This window comes from Cryobacterium sp. N19 (genome assembly GCF_002929595.1).
Classification (GTDB): domain Bacteria; phylum Actinomycetota; class Actinomycetes; order Actinomycetales; family Microbacteriaceae; genus Cryobacterium; species Cryobacterium flavum.
The window spans coordinates 90,162-108,970 of the sequence record NZ_PJJR01000051.1 but is presented as its reverse complement, the minus strand read 5'-3'; the positions used below and the strand labels follow the sequence as shown (position 1 = coordinate 108,970).

Here is an 18,809-nt window from a genome sequence, read left to right as displayed (position 1 = left end):
TCGGCGGCCTCGCCCGCTCTACACCAGGGAGTCGCGCCAGGCGGCGTGCATCGTCGCGAAGCGGCCGGTTCCCGAGATGAGGTCGTTCGGGGTGCCGTCCTCCACGATGCGCCCGTGTTCCATCACGAGCACCCGGTCGGCGATCGCAACCGTCGACAGGCGGTGCGCGATGATCACGGCAGTGCGATCGGCCAGCAACGTCTGCAGCGCCTCCTGCACCAGCCGTTCACTCGGAATGTCGAGCGACGACGTCGCCTCATCGAGAATGAGCACCGCCGGGTTGGCAAGGAAAGCGCGCGCAAACGAGATCAGCTGACGCTGTCCGGCCGACACCCTCCCGCCGCGCTTGTTGACGTCGGTGTCATACCCGTTCGGCAGGCTCTCGATAAAGTCGTGAGCACCGACGGCGGCCGCGGCGGCGCGGATGTCGTACGCCGAGGCATCCGGTTTGCCGATCGCGATGTTCTCCGCCACCGACCCACTGAACAGGTAGGCCTCCTGGGTGACCATGACGATCGCGCGCCGCAGGTCCTTGGGGTGCAGGTCGCGCAGGTCGACGTCGTCGAGCCGCACCCGGCCATCCGTCGGGTCGTAGAAGCGGCTCATGAGCTTGGCGAGCGTGGACTTGCCCGCACCGGTCGACCCGACCAGGGCGATGGTCTGCCCGGCCGGAATGTCGAGGTCGAAGTGCGGCAGAATCTCCCGATCGGCCTGGTAGGCGAACTGCACGTTCTCGAAGCGCACCCGTCCGCGGGCCTCCCAGAGGTCGACCGGGGCGACCGGATCGGGTACGCCCGGACGTTCCTCGAGCACACCCGAGATCTTCTCGAGCGCCGCGGCGGCCGACTGGTAGGAGTTGTAGAACATCGCCATCTCCTCCATCGGGTCGAAGAACCGGCGGGTGTAGAGCAGTATCGCGAGCAGCGCGCCGATGGCGAGGTCGCCGTCGGCCACCCGAAAGCCGCCCACCAGCAGCACGGCGGCGACCGTCACGTTGCCGATCAGCACCAGTCCGGGGTCGAAAACTCCGAACAGCTGGATCACCCGCGCGTTGACCTGCCGGTAGCTCTCGACGAGTTGTCCGAACACCGACTCGTTGTGCTTCTCGGTGCGAAACGCCTTCACGGCACGAATGCCGGTCATGGTTTCAACGAAACGCACGATCAGGCTCGCCGACGCGACCCGCGACTGCCGGAACAGGCTCTGCGAGCGCACCTGGAACCAGCGGGTGAGAATGACCAGCGGCAGGAGCGCACACAGCAGCACGAGTCCGCTCGTGCCGTCGAACAGCACCAGGGCGATCGCGGTGAACGACATATAGAGGATGCCCTGCACCAGCTGGTTGATCCCCGAGTCGAGCAGCTCCCGAATGGCGTCGAGGTCACTGGTCTGGCGGGAGATGATGCGGCCCGAGGTGTACGACTCGTGAAATTCGAGGCTCAGCTTCTGCGTGTGCACAAACACGCGCTTGCGCAGGTCGATCAGCACGGCCTGGCTCACTCGGGCGCTCAGAACGGTGTACCAGGCGATGAGCAGCGCGCCGAGCACCCCGGCAACCAGGTAGATCCCGCCGGTCGCGGCCAACGGCATCCAGTCCTGCTTCAGTAGCGCCGGTAATCCGCGGTCGATGCCGAACGCGATCAGGGCCGGGCCGGCCACCTGCGCGGCGGTCGAGACGACCACCACGAGCATGGCGAGCACGACCTTGCCGCGCACCGGCAGCAGCAGCGAACCGAGCAGCCGCAGCGAACGAGCCCGAATCTGCTTGCTTTCAGCCTTGGTGAAGTCGTGGCGTTCCTCACCCTGTACTCCGGTGACGCTCACAGTACTTCCTCCGCTCGGATCGATTCTCGGCGTTCTTCGTCTTCCAGACTGGAGATGACGAAGGTGTAGTGCGGGCTGGTGCGCAGCAGTTCGGAGTGCGTACCGACCGCCGTGATGCGGCCGTCTTCGAGCAGCGCCACCCGGTCGGCGAGCATGACCGTCGACGGGCGGTGCGCCACGATGAGCGCCGTCGTGTCGACGAGCACCTCGCGGAGCGCGTTCTCCACGAGCGATTCGGTGTTCACATCGAGCGCCGAGAGGGGGTCATCCAAAATCAAAACGGATGGCCGCGCCGCGACCGCGCGCGCCAGGGCGAGGCGCTGCCGTTGCCCGCCGGACAGACTCATGCCCTCCTCGCCGACGAGGGTGTCGACGCCGAGCGGCAGGTCGTGCACAAAGCCGGCCTGGGCGATCTGCAGGGCCTGCGCGAGCGCGGCATCCGCTTCGGGACTGTTTTCGGCCAGGTCAGCGCGCCCGAGCAGCACGTTGTCGCGAACGGAGGCGGAGAACAGCGTGGCGTCCTCGAAGGCCATCGCCAAGTGGCGGCGCAGCTCCTCACGGCTGAGCGCGCGCACGTCGACACCGTCGAGCGTCACTGAACCGGCCGTCACGTCGTACAGCCGGGTGGTCAGGGCCGTCAGCGTGCTCTTGCCCGAGCCGGTGAGTCCGACCAGCGCCATGGTTTCCCCCGGTTCGAGCACGAGGTCGATGCCGTCGAGCAGGTCGGGAAAACGCTCCGGCGAGTCGGGGTAGCGAAAGTGCACGTTGTCGAACGCGAGCCGGCCGAGCGGCGCGTTCAGGATGACCGGAGCGGCCGGGTCGGTGATGTCGTTCGGGGTGTCGAGAATGTCGAAGAACCGGTCGGTCGCGGTGCGCGCGTCGAAGGTCATCGACAGCAGAAAACCGATCGATTCCACCGGAAACCGCAGCACCGTCGCCGTGGCGAAGAATGCGAGCAGCTCGCCACCGCTCAGGTCGCCCTGACTGGTGAGCCAGACGCCGGCGACGAGGCAGAGCGCGAACGCCACATCGGGAACCAGCAGCAGCCAGAGCCAGATGCCGGCAATGGCGCGGGCTTTCTCGATCTCGGTGCCGCGCAGGCTTTCGGCCTGTGAGGCGAAGTTCTTGAGCGCGAACGAGCCACGACCGAAGGCCTTGAGCACGCGAATGCCGTGCACCGATTCCTCGACCGCGGTGGCGAGGTCGCCGGACTGGTCCTGGCTGCGCCTGGCGATCACCGAGTATTTCTCCTCGAAGACGTAACCGTAGATCCAGATCGGAATCGAGCAGACCACGAAGATCACGCCGAGCAACCAGTGCATCCACAGCAAAATGACGACGCCGACGACGATGGTGAGAAAGTTGACGACGAGCAGCACGAGCCCGAACGACACCCAGCGGCGGATGAGGTTCAAATCGCTCACGGCGCGCGAGAGCAGTTGGCCGCTCGGCCAGCGGTCGTGGAAGCTCACCGGAAGGTCCTGCAGGCGGGCGTAGAGGTGGTTGCGCATGCGCGCCTCGATGTGGGTGCCGGGTGTGAGCACGAACCAGCGGCGCAGGGCGATCATGATCGCCTCGACCACGCCGAGGGCGAGCACGATCCACACGGCCGGCCAGATCTGTGAGGCGCTGTCGCCGGAGCCGACGCTGCTGAGCGGGCCGTCGACCAGCCAGGCCAGCACCTGCGGGATGGCCAGGGCCACGAGACCGGCCAGCAGCGCGGCGACCATGCCGAGATAGATGCGCGGCAGGGCCGGTTTGGCATAGGGGTAGAGCCGTTGCAGGCTGCGAAAGGTGTTGCTGCGCACGGCCGCGTCGTTGGTGGGAGGCGGCGGTGCCGGTGGTGCAGTGGTGGTCATGGTCCAGTCCTGATTGTGGTGCGGGGTGCGCGTGAAGCGGATGTTTGTGGTCACCAGACCGAGTGGTCGCCACCCGAGACGCTCGCGCCATACGGCGCTGGCGGGTCGGCGATGCCCGGTATCGAGCGGTGGGTGCGCGTGTACAGAACGCGCAGGCAGCGAGCTGCCGGGCTGAACGAGCGAATCGCTCGTCGTTGCGGGGTGAGTCGCGGCTAGCCGACGAGACGCACGGCGGCGGCGGGGGACCCAGCGGAGACGCCAAAGTGTGCGCCGTCGGTCGCAATCGCTGCGAGCGTGATCGGTGCTGTCTTTGTCATGTCTGCCTCCTGGGCGCCTCAAGAATATGTGTCAGATGCCCCCCGGATCAGGCAGCCTTTCAGACTATGGCGGAACGGGGGCAGAACGCAAGGTTTTTCTGGGGTGGGGGCATCCGCGGGGCGGAATGGCCACCCGGCATTTCCCAGCCTGAGGTCACGTAGTCTGGGTTCTGCGCCTTTTCTCGGCATGGCCATGCCGCGCGCGCTCGCCCGTTGGAAGGATTCTTCATGCTGCCCACCCTCTTCGGAATCGATTTTCTCGACTCTGAGTGGCTGATCCACTCGTTTGGGTCCTTCGTGCTTCTGGGCGTCGCCGCGGTCGTGTTCATCGAGACCGGTTTCATCGTTTTGTCATTCCTGCCGGGTGATTCCCTGCTGTTCACCGTTGGCTTGCTCACCGCGACCGGCGTTGTTCCGCTGCCGATTTGGGTGACCTGCCTGGTGGTCTTCATGGCCGCCTTCGCCGGTGACCAGCTGGCCTATGTCATCGGCCGAAAAGCCGGCCCCGCGGTGTTCTCGCGGGAGAAGAACCGCTTCTTCAACCCGAAGAACGTGGAGCGCACCAACGCCTTTTTCGCCAAGCACGGCGGCAAGTCCATTATTCTGGCCCGTTTTCTGCCGGTCTTTCGGGCCTTCGTGCCGGTTGCCGCCGGTGTCGGCAAGATGCGCTACGGCAGCTTCGTGACCTACAACGCCATTGGCGCCTTCGCCTGGGGCGTCGGACTCACCCTGGTCGGGTTCTTCCTCGGCCAGATCGCCTTCGTCGAGAAGTATTCCGAGTTCTTCATCATCGGCATCATCCTGCTCTCCGGAATCCCCATTCTCACCGAACTGGGCAAGGCCGCACGCACGACGCTCAAGGAGCGCCGTGCGGCCGCACGCGTCGTTCCGACAATCCCGGCCGACCTCCGCGAGTAGTGCCCCGGGCGCAGACCGCAGACCACGTTGTCGCGCGGCCGAAAGCTGCACCGGTGGCCTCGAGCTGCTGGCGCGACCGACCTGCCAGGCGCGCCAGCAGGTTTACCTAGCGCCAATAGCTCTCGGCGCTCGAAGCGGGCGCGCCAGGGCGAGCGAACGGGCTACCGGGCGGCGCCCAGCCGCGCCGCGGCGAGCATCTCGGCGGCGGCGAGCGTCGTGATCTCGTTGGCGCGGGCATCCGTGAAGATCTGGGTCAGCACGGAGCCGATGCCCGCGACGCGCGCGGTGATCTGCGCGAGGTCGGCGTTCGGTTCGCTCGCCAGGGCGAGGTAGACGACCCCGCCGGCGTTGACGACGAAATCCGGTGCCCAGAGGATGCCTCGCGCATCCAGCTGGGCCGCCCCGGCCGGTATCGCAAGCTGGTTGTTGGCGGCGCCGCAGACGCCGAGCACGTTCAGCTCCGCAATGACGGATGCGCTCAGCACGCCACCGAGGCCGCACGGCACGAACAGGTCAGCGTGTACTCGGTGGGCGTCGGCGACGGACACCCAGCTGGCTCCAAGTTCGTCGGCGAGGGCACGCTTGTCGGGGTTGATGTCGGTGACGGTGAGGGTGGCGCCGGCTGCGGCGAGTGCCCGCGCGAGGCGTCCGCCGACCTGGCCGAGTCCGGAGATGACGAGGTGGCGGCCCGGCACCTCGCGGCTGCCGAACAGGGCCTCCAGGGTGGATTCGATGCTCGAGTAAACTCCGGCCGCTGTGGCATCGGCTGGTTCGCCGACTCCGCCGCTCGCGGCGGGCAGTCCGCAGACGTGGCTCGTGCGTTCGGCGACGATGGCCATGAGTTCGGCGCTCGTGCCCACGTCTTCGGCGGTCATGTAGGCACCGTTCAGGCTTTCGATGGCGTCGCCGAGGTCGAGCATGGCCAGGCGTTTCTGGGCGTCGGTGAGTACGGTGCCAAGCGGCAGGTAGATCACCGATTTGCCGCCGCCAAGGTTCAGACCGGCGGCCGCGTTCTTGAGGGTCATGGCGGCGGAGAGCCGCAGGGCGTCGGCGACCGCGTCGGTCCAGCTCGCGTACTGCCAGAGGCGGGCGCCGCCGAGGGCCTGGCCGAGGCGGGTGGAATGAACGGCCACCGTGATCAGCAGTCCGGAGCGTTCCCCGGTCGTGATCAGCACTTTCTCGTGGGACAGTGTTGTCTGCGCGAGGGAGTCGAGGGCGGCGGCTGGATGCGTGAGGGTCATGGAAACTCCGTTGTCTCGGGCTTTGTGGGCCGAATGCGGCGGAGCCGGTGTGTGGCACCGCCTCGAACAGGATAACCGGCCCAGGCATGCAAAAAGCACCCCCGATTCAATATCGCGCGGTGCTTCTCGCGTTTGTTCTAGTGGAAGAAGTGACGCTCCCCGGTGAAGTACATCGAGACACCGGCCGCGGTGGCCGCGGCGATGACCTCGGGGTCGCGCACCGATCCGCCGGGCTGCACGACCGCCGCGATGCCGGCGTCGAGCAGAACTTCGAGCCCGTCAGCGAAAGGGAAAAACGCGTCCGACGCAGCGACCGATCCCTCGGCGCGTTCGCCAGCCCGGCTCACAGCGAGGTGACAGGAGTCGACCCGGTTGACCTGGCCCATTCCCACACCGACGGATGCCCCGGCGTGCGCCAGCAGAATCGCGTTCGACTTCACGGAACGGCAGGACTTCCACGCGAATTCCAGGTCGGCGCGGGTGGCAGCATCCACTTCGGGGCCGGCCACGAGAGTCCAGCCGGCCGAGCTGAAGCCCTCAAAGCTGTCGGTCTCTTGCACGAGCAGGCCGCCGGAAATCTGGTGCAGTTCGAGCGAGGAACGCTCGTAGTCGGCCGGCAGTTCGAGCAGGCGGATGTTCTTCTTCTTGGTGAGCAGTTCCACCGCGGCGGGTTCGAAACCGGGGGCGACGAGCACCTCGGTGAAGATCTCGCTGATGGTTTCGGCCATGCCGAGGGTGACGACGCGGTTCGCGGCGATCACGCCGCCGAACGCGGAGATCGGGTCGCAGGCGTGCGCGCGCAGGTGCGCGGAGGCGATGGCATCCGGTGCATTGGGCTTGGCAACGGCGATGCCACACGGATTGGCGTGCTTGACGATGGCGACGGCCGGCTCACTGAAGTCGAAGGCGGCGCGCACCGCGGCATCCGCGTCGACATAATTGTTGTACGACATTTCCTTGCCGTGCAGCTGCTTGGCCTGGGCGATGCCCCGGCCGCCTTCGCCCACGTAGAGCGCGGCAGCCTGGTGCGAGTTCTCGCCGTAGCGCAGAATGGCGTCGCGGGTGACCTCGATACCGAGGCCGGCGGGAAAGGTGGATTCCTCTTCGTCGTCGTCGTCGATGGTGGAGAACGTGACGTCTTCGCCCAGCGCCTCGGTGTCGTCCTGCCACTGGTCGTAGACGTTCTCGGTGAACCACGCCGAGACGCTGAGGTCGTAGTCGGCGGTGTGCTCGAAGGCGAGCGAGGCGAGCTTCTGGCGCAGTTTGAGGGTCGAGCCACCATCCGCGACGGCGGCGATGATCTCGCCGTAGTTGGCCGGGTCGACGACGATGGCCACGTTCGCGTGGTTTTTAGCGGATGCCCGCACCAATGCCGGCCCACCGATGTCGACCTGCTCGATCACATCGGCCGGCTCTGCGCCGCTCAGGGCGGTCTCGACGAAGGGGTACAGGTTGACGACGACGAGCTGGAACGCCTTGATGCCGAGCTCTGTGAGCTGAGCTTCGTGCGTTTCGAGCCGCAGGTCGGCGAGGATGCCGGCGTGCACGCCGGGGTGCAGGGTCTTGACCCGGCCGTCGAGGGACTCCGGAAAGCCGGTGACCGCCGCGACATCGGTTACGTCTACGCCGGCGGCGCGAATGGTGGCCGCCGTCGAACCGGTGGAGACGATTTCGACGCCATCCGCTTTCAGGGCTGCGGCGAGCTCGACCAGGCCGGACTTGTCGCTCACGGAGATGAGTGCGCGCTCGATTACGATCTGGTCGCGGTTACGGTACGAGCTGGGCGCGTTGGTGTGTCCACTCATGCGTTGGAGTTCTCCTTGAGGTTCATGTGTCCGTTGGCGATGTCGAGCACGGCCTGGATGAGCAGGCGACGCTCGACGATCTTGATGCGATTCTGCAGGGAAGTTTCGGTATCGCCTGGCAGCACGTCGACGCGTTCCTGCACCAGGATGGGGCCCTCGTCGACACCGTTGTCGACCACGATGATGCTCGCACCGGTCTGCACGGCCCCGGCAGCGAGGGCGTCACGCACCGCGTGTGCGCCCGGAAATTCGGGGAGGTAGGCCGGATGCGTGTTGATCAGGTTCGGCGACAGCGCGGCGACCACGCGCGGCGGCAGCAGGCGCATCATGCCGCTGAGCACGACCAGGTCGGGCTGCCACTGCTGAATTTGCGAAAGTAGTTCGTCGCCCCAGGCGGCGCGGTCGGGAAACGACGAGAAGGGAACGGAGAAGGCCGGGATGCCGAATTCGACGCCGAGTTCGAGGCCGTCGGCGTCACGGTCGGCGCCGATCGCCACGATTCTGGCGGGAAACTCGGCGTCTTCTGACGCCTCCAGCAGGGCTCGCAGATTCGATCCTCCGCCGGAGATCAACACGACAATAGACAGCACGGTCTCGAGCTTACCGTTTGGCGGCACGCACCGAGGGGAGCCGAACGCGGCCGGCCAGCATGCCGAGGGCCGCTGCAACGCCGATTTCGGCTGCCGCGAGGGCGCCGACCAGCAGCGGATTTGGCCCGACCAGGGCGAGGCGACCGGGGCCCATGGCGCCCGCCGACCACCAGGCCAACAAGCCGAGGAGCGCCCCGCCGACGACGCCCATGCCCAGTCCGGTGAGCACGTGCTCGAGGCTGGTGCGCTCTGGCGCTCCCCGACGGTCAAGAAATTGCCGGGTCACGACGGCGAGGATAAAGCCCAAGAGCACGGGCACGAGCAGCCCGAGAAAGCCGTAGGCCGGAGTGCCCTGCGGCAGCGCACCGAACAGCGGCAGACCGGGCAGGGTGCCAACCACGGTGCCGATCGGCGAGACGGTGGTGCCGACGCCGAGCGCGATGCCGGGCCCGACGAACCAGGCGGCGGCCCAGATCACCAGGTTGGGAATGAGTGCGAGCTGCGCCAGGGTGATGGTGGCGCCGCCGAAAACGCCGGCCTGAACCGCCTCGTAGAGCCCGATGATGGTCGCGTAGTTGAGGGCGATGAGCGCGGTCACGGCCACAGCCGAAACGATGAGAACGCCGGCGGCGGCGGCGGTTCCGCCGCGCAGGGCGCCCTCGATGACGGTGCGAGTGGTCTGCGGCATGCGCTGGTACCACGAGCGGATGCCGCGACTCACACGGTCCAGACCCTCCACGGCCCCCGCAGCCTTGCGCCGCCCCAGTTCGGCCCCCACCAGAACTCCGGCAGCGTAGACGAGCGTCGGCAGCAGCAGCCCCTGCAGTTGGTTGGGTGCCACCGTTTTCGACACGGCGGACAGGGTCACGAGCGCGGCCAGAATGGCATACGTGCCCACGGCGACGCCGACGCCGGTCCAGCGGTGCGGGGTCTCGGCCGCGCGACGGCCGGTGTGCACGCCCATGAGCACGCTCAGCATGGCGAAACCGAGCGGCACGACCGAGATGAGGAAGGGAGTGTCGGCGCCGGCCAGGCCGAGGGCTGCGGCGACGTCGGGGCCGAGTTGCACCGTGAGGTCGACGCCGTTGCCGAGCAGCCAGATATCGGCGGCCGCCCGCCAGAACACGAACCATTCCACCGACAAGCCGAAATGGGCGGCCCAGAGTACGGTGAGCGGCACCATGGCAATGCCAATACCAATGGCGACAACAAGTAGAGCCTCGAGAGCGGCGAGCAGGGCGGTCGTTATGCGGTTCATCCGTTGCGAGCCTATATCGCCGGGCCGACAATGCTCACCAGCACGCGCCCACGCTGAGCTTCTACCCCGGCCTCCGTTCATAACTGCGGATATTCTGCCGTCGCGGCTCGGGCGCGCGCGAACCGCCGCGTCGTCGCGCGGCCCGCCTCGGGCATCCGCTGAAATATCCGCAGATTGGAACGCCACGCGCGCAAAAGGGGCCCGCCGACGTTCCGGCGAGCCCCTCATTAAAGCGATCTACAGTGCGGCGAGTGCCTCGCGCAGCAGGGTGGCAGCCTCGCTCGGCGTCTTGCCGACCTTGACTCCGGCGGCCTCGAGGGCCTCCTTCTTGCCTTGGGCGGTTCCGGCTCCGTCGGAGACGATGGCGCCGGCGTGGCCCATGGTCTTACCCTCGGGCGCGGTGAAACCGGCCACGTAGCCGATGACCGGCTTCGTTACGTGCGCCTTGATGTACTCGGCGGCCTTCTCTTCAGCGTCGCCGCCGATTTCGCCGATCATGACGATCGCCTTGGTCTCCGGGTCGTTCTCGAAGGCTTCGAGCGCATCGATGTGCGTGGTGCCGATGATGGGGTCGCCACCGATGCCGATCGCGGTGGAGAAGCCCAGGTCGCGCAGTTCGTACATCATCTGGTAGGTCAGCGTGCCCGACTTGGAGACGAGTCCGACCGGGCCCTTGACGGTGATGTTCGCCGGCGTGATGCCGACGAGTGCCTCACCGGGCGTGATGATGCCGGGGCAGTTCGGGCCGATGATGCGGGTCTTGTTGCCCTTTTTGATGGCGTAGGCCCAGAACTCGGCCGAGTCCTGCACGGGAACACCCTCGGTGATGATGACGAGCAGCGGAATCTCGGCGTCAATCGCTTCGATGACGGCGTCCTTGGTGAACACCGGCGGTACGAAGACGATGGAGACGTCGGCGCCGGTCTTCTCGATGGCTTCTTTGACGGTGCCGAAGACGGGGAGTTCAACGTCGCCGTGCACGACAACGCTGCCGGCCTTGCGAGCGTTGACGCCACCGACGACCTGGGTACCGGCCTTGAGCATGAGGGCGGTGTGCTTGGAGCCCTCACCTCCGGTGATGCCCTGAACGATGACCTTGGAGTCCTTGTTGAGGAAGATTGACATTCTGAGTTGTCCCTTACTTCGCTGCGTGGGCGAGTTCGGCGGCCTTGGCGGCGCCCTCGTCCATGGTGGCGGCCAGTGTTACGAGCGGGTGGTTCGCCTCGGAGAGGATGCGACGACCCTCCTCGACGTTGTTGCCGTCGAGGCGCACCACGAGCGGCTTGTTGGCGCTCGAACCGAGCTCGGCGAGCGCGCCCACGATGCCCTTGGCGACGGCGTCACACGCGGTGATACCGCCGAAGACGTTGACGAACACGCTCTTGACCTGCGGGTCACCGAGAATGACGTCGAGGCCGGCGGCCATGACCTCAGCGGATGCTCCGCCCCCGATGTCGAGGAAGTTGGCCGGCTTGACGCTGCCGAAGTTCTCGCCGGCGTAGGCGACGACGTCGAGGGTACTCATGACCAGTCCAGCGCCGTTGCCGATGATGCCGACTTCACCGTCGAGCTTCACGTAGTTGAGGCCGGCAGCCTTGGCCTTGGCTTCGAGCGGGTCAGCCGCAGCGGCATCCTCGAGGAGGGCATGCTTGGGGTGACGGAAGTCGGCGTTCTCGTCGATCGTGACCTTGCCGTCGAGCGCGATGATGTCGCCCTCTTCGGTGAGGACGAGCGGGTTGACCTCGACCAGGGTCGCGTCTTCACCCTTGAATACGTTGTACAGCTTGACGAAGACCGGAGCGACTTTGTCGACGAGGTCGGCCGGGAACTTGGCGTCGATCGCGATCTGCTTCGCAACGGCGAGGTCGATGCCGACCATCGGGTCGACGGCCGTGTAGGCGAGCGCTTCGGGCTTCTCGACAGCGAGAACTTCGATCTCCACGCCACCCTCGTAGCTGGCGAGCGACAGGTAGGACCGGTTGGACCGGTCCAGCAGCACGGAGAAGTAGAACTCCGCCTTGATGCGGGCGCCGCCGGCCACCATGACGCGGTGAACGGTGTGGCCCTTGATGTCCAGGCCCAGAATGTCGCGACCGGCGGCCTCGGCGTCATCCGGAGTCTTAGCTACCTTGACGCCGCCGGCCTTGCCGCGGCCGCCAACCTTGACCTGTGCCTTGACGACGACAACGCCACCGAGCTTCTCGGCCGCTGCACGTACTTCGGCGGGGGTGTCCGCGATGATGCCCGGCAGAACCGGCACACCATATTCCTCAAAGAGGTCTCTCGCTTGGTACTCGTAAAGATCCACGCTGCTCTTCCAATCCGCGTCTTGGCGATCACACCGCCGGTGAAGATATATGAGGTTGTTGGTAACAGCAGTCCGGCCGTAAATTAGCTCGACATCAAGACATACTGGCCCTTGAAAACTCTATCGCGTGAATTGAACGTCACGGCGCACACCATAGGCGCCCGAAACGGCGCTGTGCCGCCACAAAATGCCAGCGCGAAGGCTAGCCACACCTTGCTGGACGACGCCGCCACCGAGTGCTTATCTAGTGCTATGACTGATCTTGCTCAAGCGGTGGAACCGCACGCCGCCGGGCTCGCCTCCCGGCTGAACTGGTTGCGCGCCGGTGTTCTGGGCGCGAATGACGGCATCGTCTCCGTCGCCGCCCTCGTCGTCGGAGTCGCCGCCGCGACCACCGATTCCAATGTGATTCTCATCGCCGGTGTCGCGAGCCTGCTCGCCGGCGCGATTTCGATGGCCCTCGGCGAGTATGTGTCGGTGAGCAGCCAGCGCGACTCCGAACGCGCCCTCATCGCCAAAGAAACCTGGGAACTCGAGAACGAGCCCGACGAGGAACTCGCCGAACTGGCCGGATTCTACGAGGCCAAGGGGCTCTCCAGCCAGACCGCCCAACAGGTGGCAATCGAGCTCACCGAGCATGACGCCCTCGCCGCGCACCTCGAAGTCGAGCTGCACATCACCGAGCAGGATGTGTCGAATCCCTGGCACGCGGCGTACGCATCCGCTATCGCATTCACCGTCGGCGCTGCACTGCCCCTGCTCGCCGTGCTGCTGCCACCGGCCGAGTGGCGCATCGGAGCCACTTTCTTCGCGGTGCTGGTGGCCCTCGTCATCACCGGCTGGCTCAGCGCCCACCTCGGCAACAGCCCCAAGCCGCGCGCCATCGCCCGCATCGTCATCGGCGGCATTCTCGCCCTCGCGGTGACCTATGTCATCGGTGCGCTGATCGGCGGCGGCATCTAAGACGATGGCTCACAGGCAACTCCGGGTTACGCCCTCATCGCGTGGATAGGCTGAAAATATGGCATCACTGCACATCGGGGCTGGCCCCATTCCTCGATCATCAATCCGCACCGCTGGCGTGCTCGACGCGGTCCTCGTTCTGGCCTTCGCCGCGATCGGCCGTCTCAGCCACGGCGAAAGCCTGGCCGGCATCGGCGTGACCTACTGGCCGTTCCTCGGCGGTCTGATCATCGGCTGGCTGGTGCTGCGTGCCTGGCGTCACCCACGCACGATCGTCTGGACCGGCATCGGCATCTGGATCGCCACCGTGGCCGGCGGCCTGCTGCTGCGCCTGGCCAGCGGCCAGGGCGTGCAGCTCAGTTTCGCGATCGTCACGACTATCGTGCTCGGCGTGTTCCTGCTCGGCTGGCGGGCCATCGCCGCGCTCGTGCAGCACGCCTCTCGCCAGCAGATGCCGACCCCCGCCTAGTCTGTCGGCCGCAACGGTTCTAGCCGGCGGCGATTGCGTCAAAGAGCAGGTAGACGCCGAACAGGCTGGCCGCCATCAGAGCGGCCAGCGCGAGCGCCACTGCCCGGTCTGGCCAGCGGCGACCTCCGCCGAGAGCCAGGAGCAGGCCCAGGGCGCCCTCGCCCCACCACTGCGGGCCGCCGATCAGCAGCGCGCCGTAGAACGCCTCGCCGAGGACGAGCCCGCTCATCACGGCCAAACCCAATCGGTGCGCGAGCGGATGCCGTCGGCCGGCCAGGCCACCCGCCAGCCCACACAGCGCGCCGGCGCCGATGGCGACGATCCCCCACAGCACGAGCACGCGGGGTGGCTGCGACTCCGGGCCGAGCACGGCCCAGGTTGCGACCATCGCCACCAGCGCGGTCACGCCAAGCAGGATCGCGCGCGACCCGCGGGTTCGGGTCAGCGCTGCAACGGTGAACGGAAGCAGGCCCCACAGCGCGCTGGTGTTGGCGAGCGTGGTCCACGGCTCCGGCAGCACTGCATACAGCGCGCGGGCCAGCAGCCCGGTCGCGATCCCGGCGCCGACCGCCACGAGCAGACTGCGGGCGAGCGTCGCTGGCCGACGCATCCGTTCGTCGGTCAGGGTCATGCTGCGAGCCTAGGGTGTTGCACGCCGCCTCCTGGGCGGGCGGGCGGCGCCCAGCCGGATCTGCGCCTAGGCGAGCACCTTGAGGCCGGTGTTCCAGTTGTACGAGGCGTGTGCCGGGTTGACCTGCAGGGTCATGATGAGCAGTTGGAAGCCCTCGAGCTCGCGGGCGCGACGCAGCGGTCCAACATCGATGGGGTTGAGTCCGGCGTCGGTGACGAACGACTCGACGGCGGCTTTGGCCGTGTCGGAGTCACTCGCGACGAACACGTCGAGCGGCTGGCCGGCGACCGACCCGGTGACGAGCGTGCCGGCGAAGGTCGTGTTGAAGGCCTTGACGATGTTGACGCCGTCGGCGGCGAGCTTGGCGAGTTCTTCGGCCGCTGAGGTGCCGGGGGCGACGGTGAGGGAGTCGAAGGTCGTGAAGTCGACCGGGTTGGTGATGTCGATCACGGTCTTGCCGGCGAGTGCGGCGCCGTAGCCGGTCACGAGGGTGCGGGCCGCGTCGTAAGGAACGGCGAGCACGACGATGTTGCCGTCGACGGCAGCGAAGTCGACCGGGCCGTTGGTAACGGATGCCCCGAGTTCGGCAGCGAGCGCCGCCGCCTTGGCCAGGTCCTGGCCGAGAATCTGCACGCTGCGGCCGGCCGCAACTGCACGGGTTCCGATGCCGCGAGCCATGTTGCCGCTGCCGATGATAACGATGTCAGTCATTAGAATTCTCTTTCTATTGGGGGGGGTGAGGCCTGTTGGTCATGTTCACGATGTGGATGTTACTCACTTGAAGCAACAACTAAAACCTAGGGCTTTTTAGTTGAAACGTCAAGTCAACTGGTAGATTGTCTGTTATGACTTCCCCTCCCCAACGCACCCCGGAGCCGCGCTGGCTCACCGAGGACGAGCGCTTCGCCTGGCTGCGCCTGATGGCGGTCACGATGCTGCTCCCGGCCCGCCTGGAGTCCGAGCTGAAACGTGACGCAGGCCTCAGCCACTTCGAGTACTACGTGCTCGCCATGATCTCCGAGAACGACGAACACTCGTTGCCGCTCAGTGAACTCGCCTCACGCACCAACTCCTCCCTCTCCCGGCTCTCGCACGTGCTCACCCGCCTGGAAACGCAGGGCTACATCACCCGCTGTGCCTCGCAAGCGGATGCCCGCGCCTCCCTGGCCCGCCTCACCGAAACGGGCTGGCAGAAGGTCGTCGCCAGCGCTCCCGGCCACGTCGATGAGGTGCGCACCGTGGTGTTCGACCCGCTCACCGCCCGCCAGGTCGGCCAGCTCAGCGAGATCTGCGGTCGACTGCTCGGCACCCTCGACCCCGACCACCGCCTGCTCGATAACGACTGACCAAGCACGACCGGTCAGCCACGACCGAACAGCTGATCAGTACCGGTCGTCGTTGTCGAAGTCGAGATCGGCGTAGGCGTCTGGATCCAGATCGAGGTCGAAGCTGCGGTCGATCAAGCGCCAGGTACAAACTGTCCGGGCAGTCTGAAATGACCTATTCGGCCCGGCGCAGCCCCGGTGTCGCGAGCAACTGGCCGTCACGCAACACGGCGAGAACATCGATGGGAAAGCGCTCGGTCATTTCGTTCAGCGTCGCCTCGCCGCCAGCCACGATCGCCGTCGCGAGCACGTCGGCCGTGACGATATCGGCGGCAAAAACGCTCACCTGGCGAAACGGCGACGGCTCACCGTTCAACGCCGTCCAGATGTGCTCGCCGCGTTCCGCGCTGCCCGAGGTGGCCACGGCTCGAAGCGGATGCCGCAGCGGCACGCTCGCAATCACGTCACCCCGATCGAATGGATTGACGATCGCCACGACCCATTCGAGGTGCTCGGTCACCGCGGCCGGCGCCGCCACTCGATGCCCGGTCGGCATCGCACTGTCGGCGGACTCCCATGCCTCAAATCGTTCGCCCGGCTGACCACTGACCAGCACGTCACCGCCGGCGTTGATCGACCAGTCGGCGAAGCCGCTCGCGATCAGGGCCGCCCCGGCTTCGGCGATGGCGAGCGCCTTGATCACCCCGGACAGGTCGATCACGCCATCCGCACGATGCGGAGTGAATACGCCCCGGGTGCGATCCCGCCAGTCCAGCGTGAGGGCGTAACAGTTGCGCAGGCTCTCACTCGCGTCGGTCAAACGGATGTCCCCGCGCGCGACCCGAGACAGCTCCGAGTCGTCTCGGTAGAGGCTGAATTGCTGATCCCAGCGCCGAAACACTGTCTCGACCAGGTCACCGGCAGCGGTATCGGCAGCGAAATCGCCGAGTCGCAAACTGACGACGCTGCCCATCGTTGCAAAGGTGAGCGCGGGCATCCGCTCAGAGTCGCGGCACACGGCAGGCACCTAGAACCCGGCCGTATCGAGGGCCGACTGCAGCGACCGCAGGTAGCCCTGGGTCGTGTAGGTGGCGCCACTCACGTTTTGCACGCTCGCGGATTGGGCCGCGAGCACCTCGGAGCGCAAGATCGGCGCGGCCTGGTTGCTGATGGCAACCGATCGGCCGCCACGGTTGGTCAGCTGCAGCGGAGTGACCTCGGTGATCGCCCCGTTGGCGATCGTCACGGACACCTGCATGTTGCCGAACTGGGTGGCGACGACCGAGCCGGTGAAGCTTTCCGATTGCGACGATGCGGTCGCCGCGGTGGCTGCAACCGCGTTGGCAGCCGCAGCTGCGTCGGCCGCGGCTGTTGCTACTGCCGCCGCATCCACTGCTGCCTTCGTCGAGGCAGCAGTGTTGGCGGCATCGGCCTGGGCTTGGGCTGTGGCCGCAGCGTCGGCGGCCGCTTTCGCGGTCGCTGCGGCCTGGGCGGCGGCATCCGTTGCGGCCGAGGCGGCGGCGGTGGCTGCGCCGGTACCGGTGGCTGCGGTCAGGCTCTGCGAGGCGTCGATAGCCTGCGAGCCGAGCTGCCAGCCGATGCCGACGATCGAGACGGAGGCCAGTGCGGCCAGTGCTACGGCACGTGCTCTCACCAGTCAAACCTTTCGTAGTGGATCTGCTTCTTGGGGACCCCGCCGGCGCGGGCGTCTCGCACAACGGCGTCGGTCCACGGGCGGGGACCGCAGATGTAGATATCGCAGTGGAGCAGTTCGGGCACGATCTTGCGCAGGGTGATGCCGGCGCGGGCGGCATCCGCTGGCAGCCAGGTACTCACGCCCTTGGGACGTTTTCCGGCGATGACGCGCAGTTCAGCGCCGCGCACCCGGCACAGGTCGGTCAGCTCGTCGACCAGGTAAGTATCGCCGAGGCTGTGCGAGCGCAGCAGCACGGTGGCGTTGCCCGGCGCGAACGATACCGTTTCCAGCAGCGAGCGGATGGGGGCGACGCCGATGCCGGCGGCGATCAAGACGACGCGGGGCGACGTGCGAGCGTTCTCGGTGAAGAGCCCGTACGGGCCTTCGAAGCTCACTCGGGTGCCGCGCTTCAGCTGCGGAAGCTGCTGCGAGGCATCGCCGAGACCGCGCACCGTGATGCGCAGTCCGCGCTCGCTCGGCGCTGACGACAGGGAGAAGGGGTGCGCCTGCCACCAGAGTCCGTGGGACCAGAACCGCCAGACGAAGAACTGCCCGGAGGTCGCCCGGAGTTTGTCCAGCTGCCGGCCGGTCAGTGTGATGGAGACCACGCCCGGAGCGACGGCGTCGATGCGGTCGACGATCAGCTGATGACGCAATGACCGGGAGACCGGAAGCAGAAAGCGAAACACGATGATGGAGCCGGCGACCGCCACGTAGAGGGCGAGCCAGTAGTAGCGGGCAATGGCCCCCTCGCTGAGCAGGTTGCCGACGCTCAGCTGGTGCGGGATGGCGACCAGCACCGAGAGGTAGGCGAGCAGGTGCACGGCGTGCCAGGCCTCGTAGCGAAACTTACGGCGCACGACCACGAGCGAGGTGATCACGACACCGAGCATGAGCGCGAGGCCGAGGAAGGCGAGCGGCATGTCGGGCAGGGTCGTGAACATGTTCCAGACCTCGACGAACACGTTCACGTTTTCGGCGAGGGCATAGCCGGTGATGAGCAGCGCCGCGTGGCCGAGGATGAGATAGAGGGCGGGCTTGCCGAGCGACTGGTGCACGGCCATGGCTTGGTCGTGTCCGAAAGCGCGGTCGATCGGGGGCAGCCGCGCGGCCAGCACGAGCATCACGAGCAGCAGGTCGGTTCCGACCAGTCCGGCGACGATTCCGAGCGAGGTGAAAGCGTCGGCCGGAGCGGAGAACTTGGCTGCTCCCCCGTCGGCGAGAAAGATGGCGATGACGATGGCGACCGACGCCACGCAGAGAATCTGCAGGCTGTCGGCGAGGCGCATCCGCTTCTGGTAGGCGGGATGCTGCAACGCCGTACGGGTGCGGCGTGTGGGCGCCTGGCCGGTTCGGTTGGTGCGCGTGTCGAGGCTCATGAGTAGAGCATCGACCGGGGGGCCATCGAACAGCTATCGATAACCTGTGAACAGTCTGTGTGTCGTCAATGCCTGTTTTTCAGCCGGACTCTCGCCCGCGCGAGCAGCACGATCACCAGGGCGAAGACGCGGCGCAGCACGGTCTCGAGCACGCGATCGACCAGCAGCGCCGGAACCGGTACCGGGCTGGTGAGGTGCAGCACGGTGAGGGCGAGCGGGGTCACGA

At 66.8% G+C, this 18,809-nt stretch carries 18 protein-coding genes; 4 read left to right on the top strand and 14 right to left on the bottom strand.

The features are described from left to right. Positions 1-18 precede the first annotated feature (18 nt). The gene (locus CXY78_RS12175) at positions 19-1,824 is read right to left on the bottom strand and encodes an ABC transporter ATP-binding protein (RefSeq protein ID WP_104089537.1); all 1,806 of its coding nucleotides are present in this window, start codon (positions 1,822-1,824) and stop codon (positions 19-21) included. Beyond that, entirely contained in the window at positions 1,821-3,683 is a 1,863-nt protein-coding gene (locus CXY78_RS12170; RefSeq protein ID WP_092339311.1) for an ABC transporter ATP-binding protein, read from the bottom strand. The genes CXY78_RS12175 and CXY78_RS12170 overlap by 4 nt, the downstream gene beginning before the upstream one ends. A gap of 545 nt (positions 3,684-4,228) precedes the next feature. Here CXY78_RS12170 and CXY78_RS12165 point away from each other — a divergent pair. Further along, a complete protein-coding gene (locus CXY78_RS12165; protein WP_092339313.1) occupies positions 4,229-4,918 on the top strand; it encodes a DedA family protein in 690 nt (229 codons plus the stop codon). Between the two features lie 161 nt (positions 4,919-5,079). Here CXY78_RS12165 and CXY78_RS12160 read toward each other — a convergent pair whose 3' ends face one another. The 6 genes from CXY78_RS12160 to sucC form a co-directional block, all read right to left on the bottom strand. Next, the gene (locus CXY78_RS12160) at positions 5,080-6,159 is read right to left on the bottom strand and encodes a Glu/Leu/Phe/Val dehydrogenase dimerization domain-containing protein (protein ID WP_104089536.1); all 1,080 of its coding nucleotides are present in this window, start codon (positions 6,157-6,159) and stop codon (positions 5,080-5,082) included. 137 nt (positions 6,160-6,296) lie between these two features. Continuing rightward, positions 6,297-7,964: a bifunctional phosphoribosylaminoimidazolecarboxamide formyltransferase/IMP cyclohydrolase gene (gene purH, locus CXY78_RS12155; RefSeq protein ID WP_104089534.1), complete on the bottom strand. Its 1,668-nt coding sequence runs from the start codon at positions 7,962-7,964 to the stop codon at positions 6,297-6,299. Further along, complete coding sequence (gene purN, locus CXY78_RS12150; protein ID WP_104089806.1) at positions 7,961-8,554, bottom strand: phosphoribosylglycinamide formyltransferase; 594 nt, start codon at positions 8,552-8,554, stop codon at positions 7,961-7,963. The genes purH and purN overlap by 4 nt, the downstream gene beginning before the upstream one ends. A 10-nt stretch (positions 8,555-8,564) precedes the next feature. Next, on the bottom strand, positions 8,565-9,812 hold the full coding sequence (locus CXY78_RS12145) for a DUF6350 family protein (RefSeq protein WP_092339321.1): 1,248 nt from the start codon (positions 9,810-9,812) through the stop codon (positions 8,565-8,567). A 237-nt stretch (positions 9,813-10,049) separates the two neighbouring features. Continuing rightward, positions 10,050-10,937, bottom strand: coding sequence for a succinate--CoA ligase subunit alpha (gene sucD, locus CXY78_RS12140; protein ID WP_092339322.1), 888 nt, complete (start codon positions 10,935-10,937; stop codon positions 10,050-10,052). A gap of 13 nt (positions 10,938-10,950) precedes the next feature. Continuing rightward, positions 10,951-12,120 (bottom strand): ADP-forming succinate--CoA ligase subunit beta, encoded by a 1,170-nt coding sequence (gene sucC / locus CXY78_RS12135; RefSeq protein ID WP_092339324.1) that lies wholly within the window; start codon positions 12,118-12,120, stop codon positions 10,951-10,953. 252 nt (positions 12,121-12,372) lie between these two features. Here sucC and CXY78_RS12130 point away from each other — a divergent pair, with 252 nt between their 5' ends. Further along, positions 12,373-13,083 carry a VIT family protein gene (locus CXY78_RS12130; protein WP_092339326.1) on the top strand — a complete coding sequence of 237 codons (711 nt, stop codon included), beginning with the start codon at positions 12,373-12,375 and terminating at the stop codon, positions 13,081-13,083. A 58-nt stretch (positions 13,084-13,141) separates the two neighbouring features. Beyond that, the gene (locus tag CXY78_RS12125) at positions 13,142-13,552 is read left to right on the top strand and encodes a DUF3054 domain-containing protein (RefSeq protein ID WP_104089533.1); all 411 of its coding nucleotides are present in this window, start codon (positions 13,142-13,144) and stop codon (positions 13,550-13,552) included. 19 nt (positions 13,553-13,571) lie between these two features. Here the strand turns inward: CXY78_RS12125 and CXY78_RS12120 are convergent, their stop codons facing one another. Both CXY78_RS12120 and CXY78_RS12115 read right to left on the bottom strand, forming a co-directional pair. Beyond that, positions 13,572-14,183 (bottom strand): DUF6518 family protein, encoded by a 612-nt coding sequence (locus CXY78_RS12120; RefSeq protein WP_104089531.1) that lies wholly within the window; start codon positions 14,181-14,183, stop codon positions 13,572-13,574. 66 nt (positions 14,184-14,249) lie between these two features. Continuing rightward, positions 14,250-14,894 (bottom strand): NADPH-dependent F420 reductase, encoded by a 645-nt coding sequence (locus CXY78_RS12115; RefSeq protein ID WP_104089530.1) that lies wholly within the window; start codon positions 14,892-14,894, stop codon positions 14,250-14,252. A gap of 134 nt (positions 14,895-15,028) precedes the next feature. Between CXY78_RS12115 and CXY78_RS12110 the strand changes: the two genes are divergently transcribed. Further along, complete coding sequence (locus CXY78_RS12110; RefSeq protein ID WP_104089528.1) at positions 15,029-15,529, top strand: MarR family winged helix-turn-helix transcriptional regulator; 501 nt, start codon at positions 15,029-15,031, stop codon at positions 15,527-15,529. Positions 15,530-15,683: 154 nt separating this feature from the next. Here the strand turns inward: CXY78_RS12110 and CXY78_RS12105 are convergent, their stop codons facing one another. The 4 genes from CXY78_RS12105 to CXY78_RS21060 form a co-directional block, all read right to left on the bottom strand. After that, on the bottom strand, positions 15,684-16,526 hold the full coding sequence (locus CXY78_RS12105) for an FAD:protein FMN transferase (protein ID WP_233206175.1): 843 nt from the start codon (positions 16,524-16,526) through the stop codon (positions 15,684-15,686). 9 nt (positions 16,527-16,535) lie between these two features. After that, a complete protein-coding gene (locus tag CXY78_RS21705) occupies positions 16,536-17,162 on the bottom strand; it encodes an FMN-binding protein (RefSeq protein ID WP_233206174.1) in 627 nt (208 codons plus the stop codon). After that, positions 17,159-18,583 (bottom strand): ferric reductase-like transmembrane domain-containing protein, encoded by a 1,425-nt coding sequence (locus CXY78_RS12095; protein ID WP_233206173.1) that lies wholly within the window; start codon positions 18,581-18,583, stop codon positions 17,159-17,161. Before CXY78_RS12095 ends, CXY78_RS21705 begins: the two co-directional genes overlap by 4 nt. A 65-nt stretch (positions 18,584-18,648) precedes the next feature. Further along, the gene (locus tag CXY78_RS21060) at positions 18,649-18,807 is read right to left on the bottom strand and encodes a hypothetical protein (RefSeq protein ID WP_158252816.1); all 159 of its coding nucleotides are present in this window, start codon (positions 18,805-18,807) and stop codon (positions 18,649-18,651) included. Between the last annotated feature and the right edge of the window lie 2 nt (positions 18,808-18,809).

Bases quoted from the DNA above. Each gene is read 5' to 3' on its own strand.
- CXY78_RS12165 (WP_092339313.1), top strand. From the start codon at position 4,229: ATGCTGCCCACCCTCTTCGGAATCGATTTTCTCGACTCTGAGTGGCTG.
- CXY78_RS12170 (WP_092339311.1), bottom strand. From the start codon at position 3,683: ATGACCACCACTGCACCACCGGCACCGCCGCCTCCCACCAACGACGCG.
- CXY78_RS12145 (WP_092339321.1), bottom strand. From the start codon at position 9,812: ATGAACCGCATAACGACCGCCCTGCTCGCCGCTCTCGAGGCTCTACTT.
- CXY78_RS12095 (WP_233206173.1), bottom strand. From the start codon at position 18,583: ATGAGCCTCGACACGCGCACCAACCGAACCGGCCAGGCGCCCACACGC.
- CXY78_RS12160 (WP_104089536.1), bottom strand. From the start codon at position 6,159: ATGACCCTCACGCATCCAGCCGCCGCCCTCGACTCCCTCGCGCAGACA.
- CXY78_RS12115 (WP_104089530.1), bottom strand. From the start codon at position 14,894: ATGACTGACATCGTTATCATCGGCAGCGGCAACATGGCTCGCGGCATC.
- CXY78_RS12120 (WP_104089531.1), bottom strand. From the start codon at position 14,183: ATGACCCTGACCGACGAACGGATGCGTCGGCCAGCGACGCTCGCCCGC.
- purH (WP_104089534.1), bottom strand. From the start codon at position 7,964: ATGAGTGGACACACCAACGCGCCCAGCTCGTACCGTAACCGCGACCAG.
- CXY78_RS12130 (WP_092339326.1), top strand. From the start codon at position 12,373: ATGACTGATCTTGCTCAAGCGGTGGAACCGCACGCCGCCGGGCTCGCC.
- sucD (WP_092339322.1), bottom strand. From the start codon at position 10,937: ATGTCAATCTTCCTCAACAAGGACTCCAAGGTCATCGTTCAGGGCATC.
- CXY78_RS12125 (WP_104089533.1), top strand. From the start codon at position 13,142: ATGGCATCACTGCACATCGGGGCTGGCCCCATTCCTCGATCATCAATC.
- CXY78_RS12110 (WP_104089528.1), top strand. From the start codon at position 15,029: ATGACTTCCCCTCCCCAACGCACCCCGGAGCCGCGCTGGCTCACCGAG.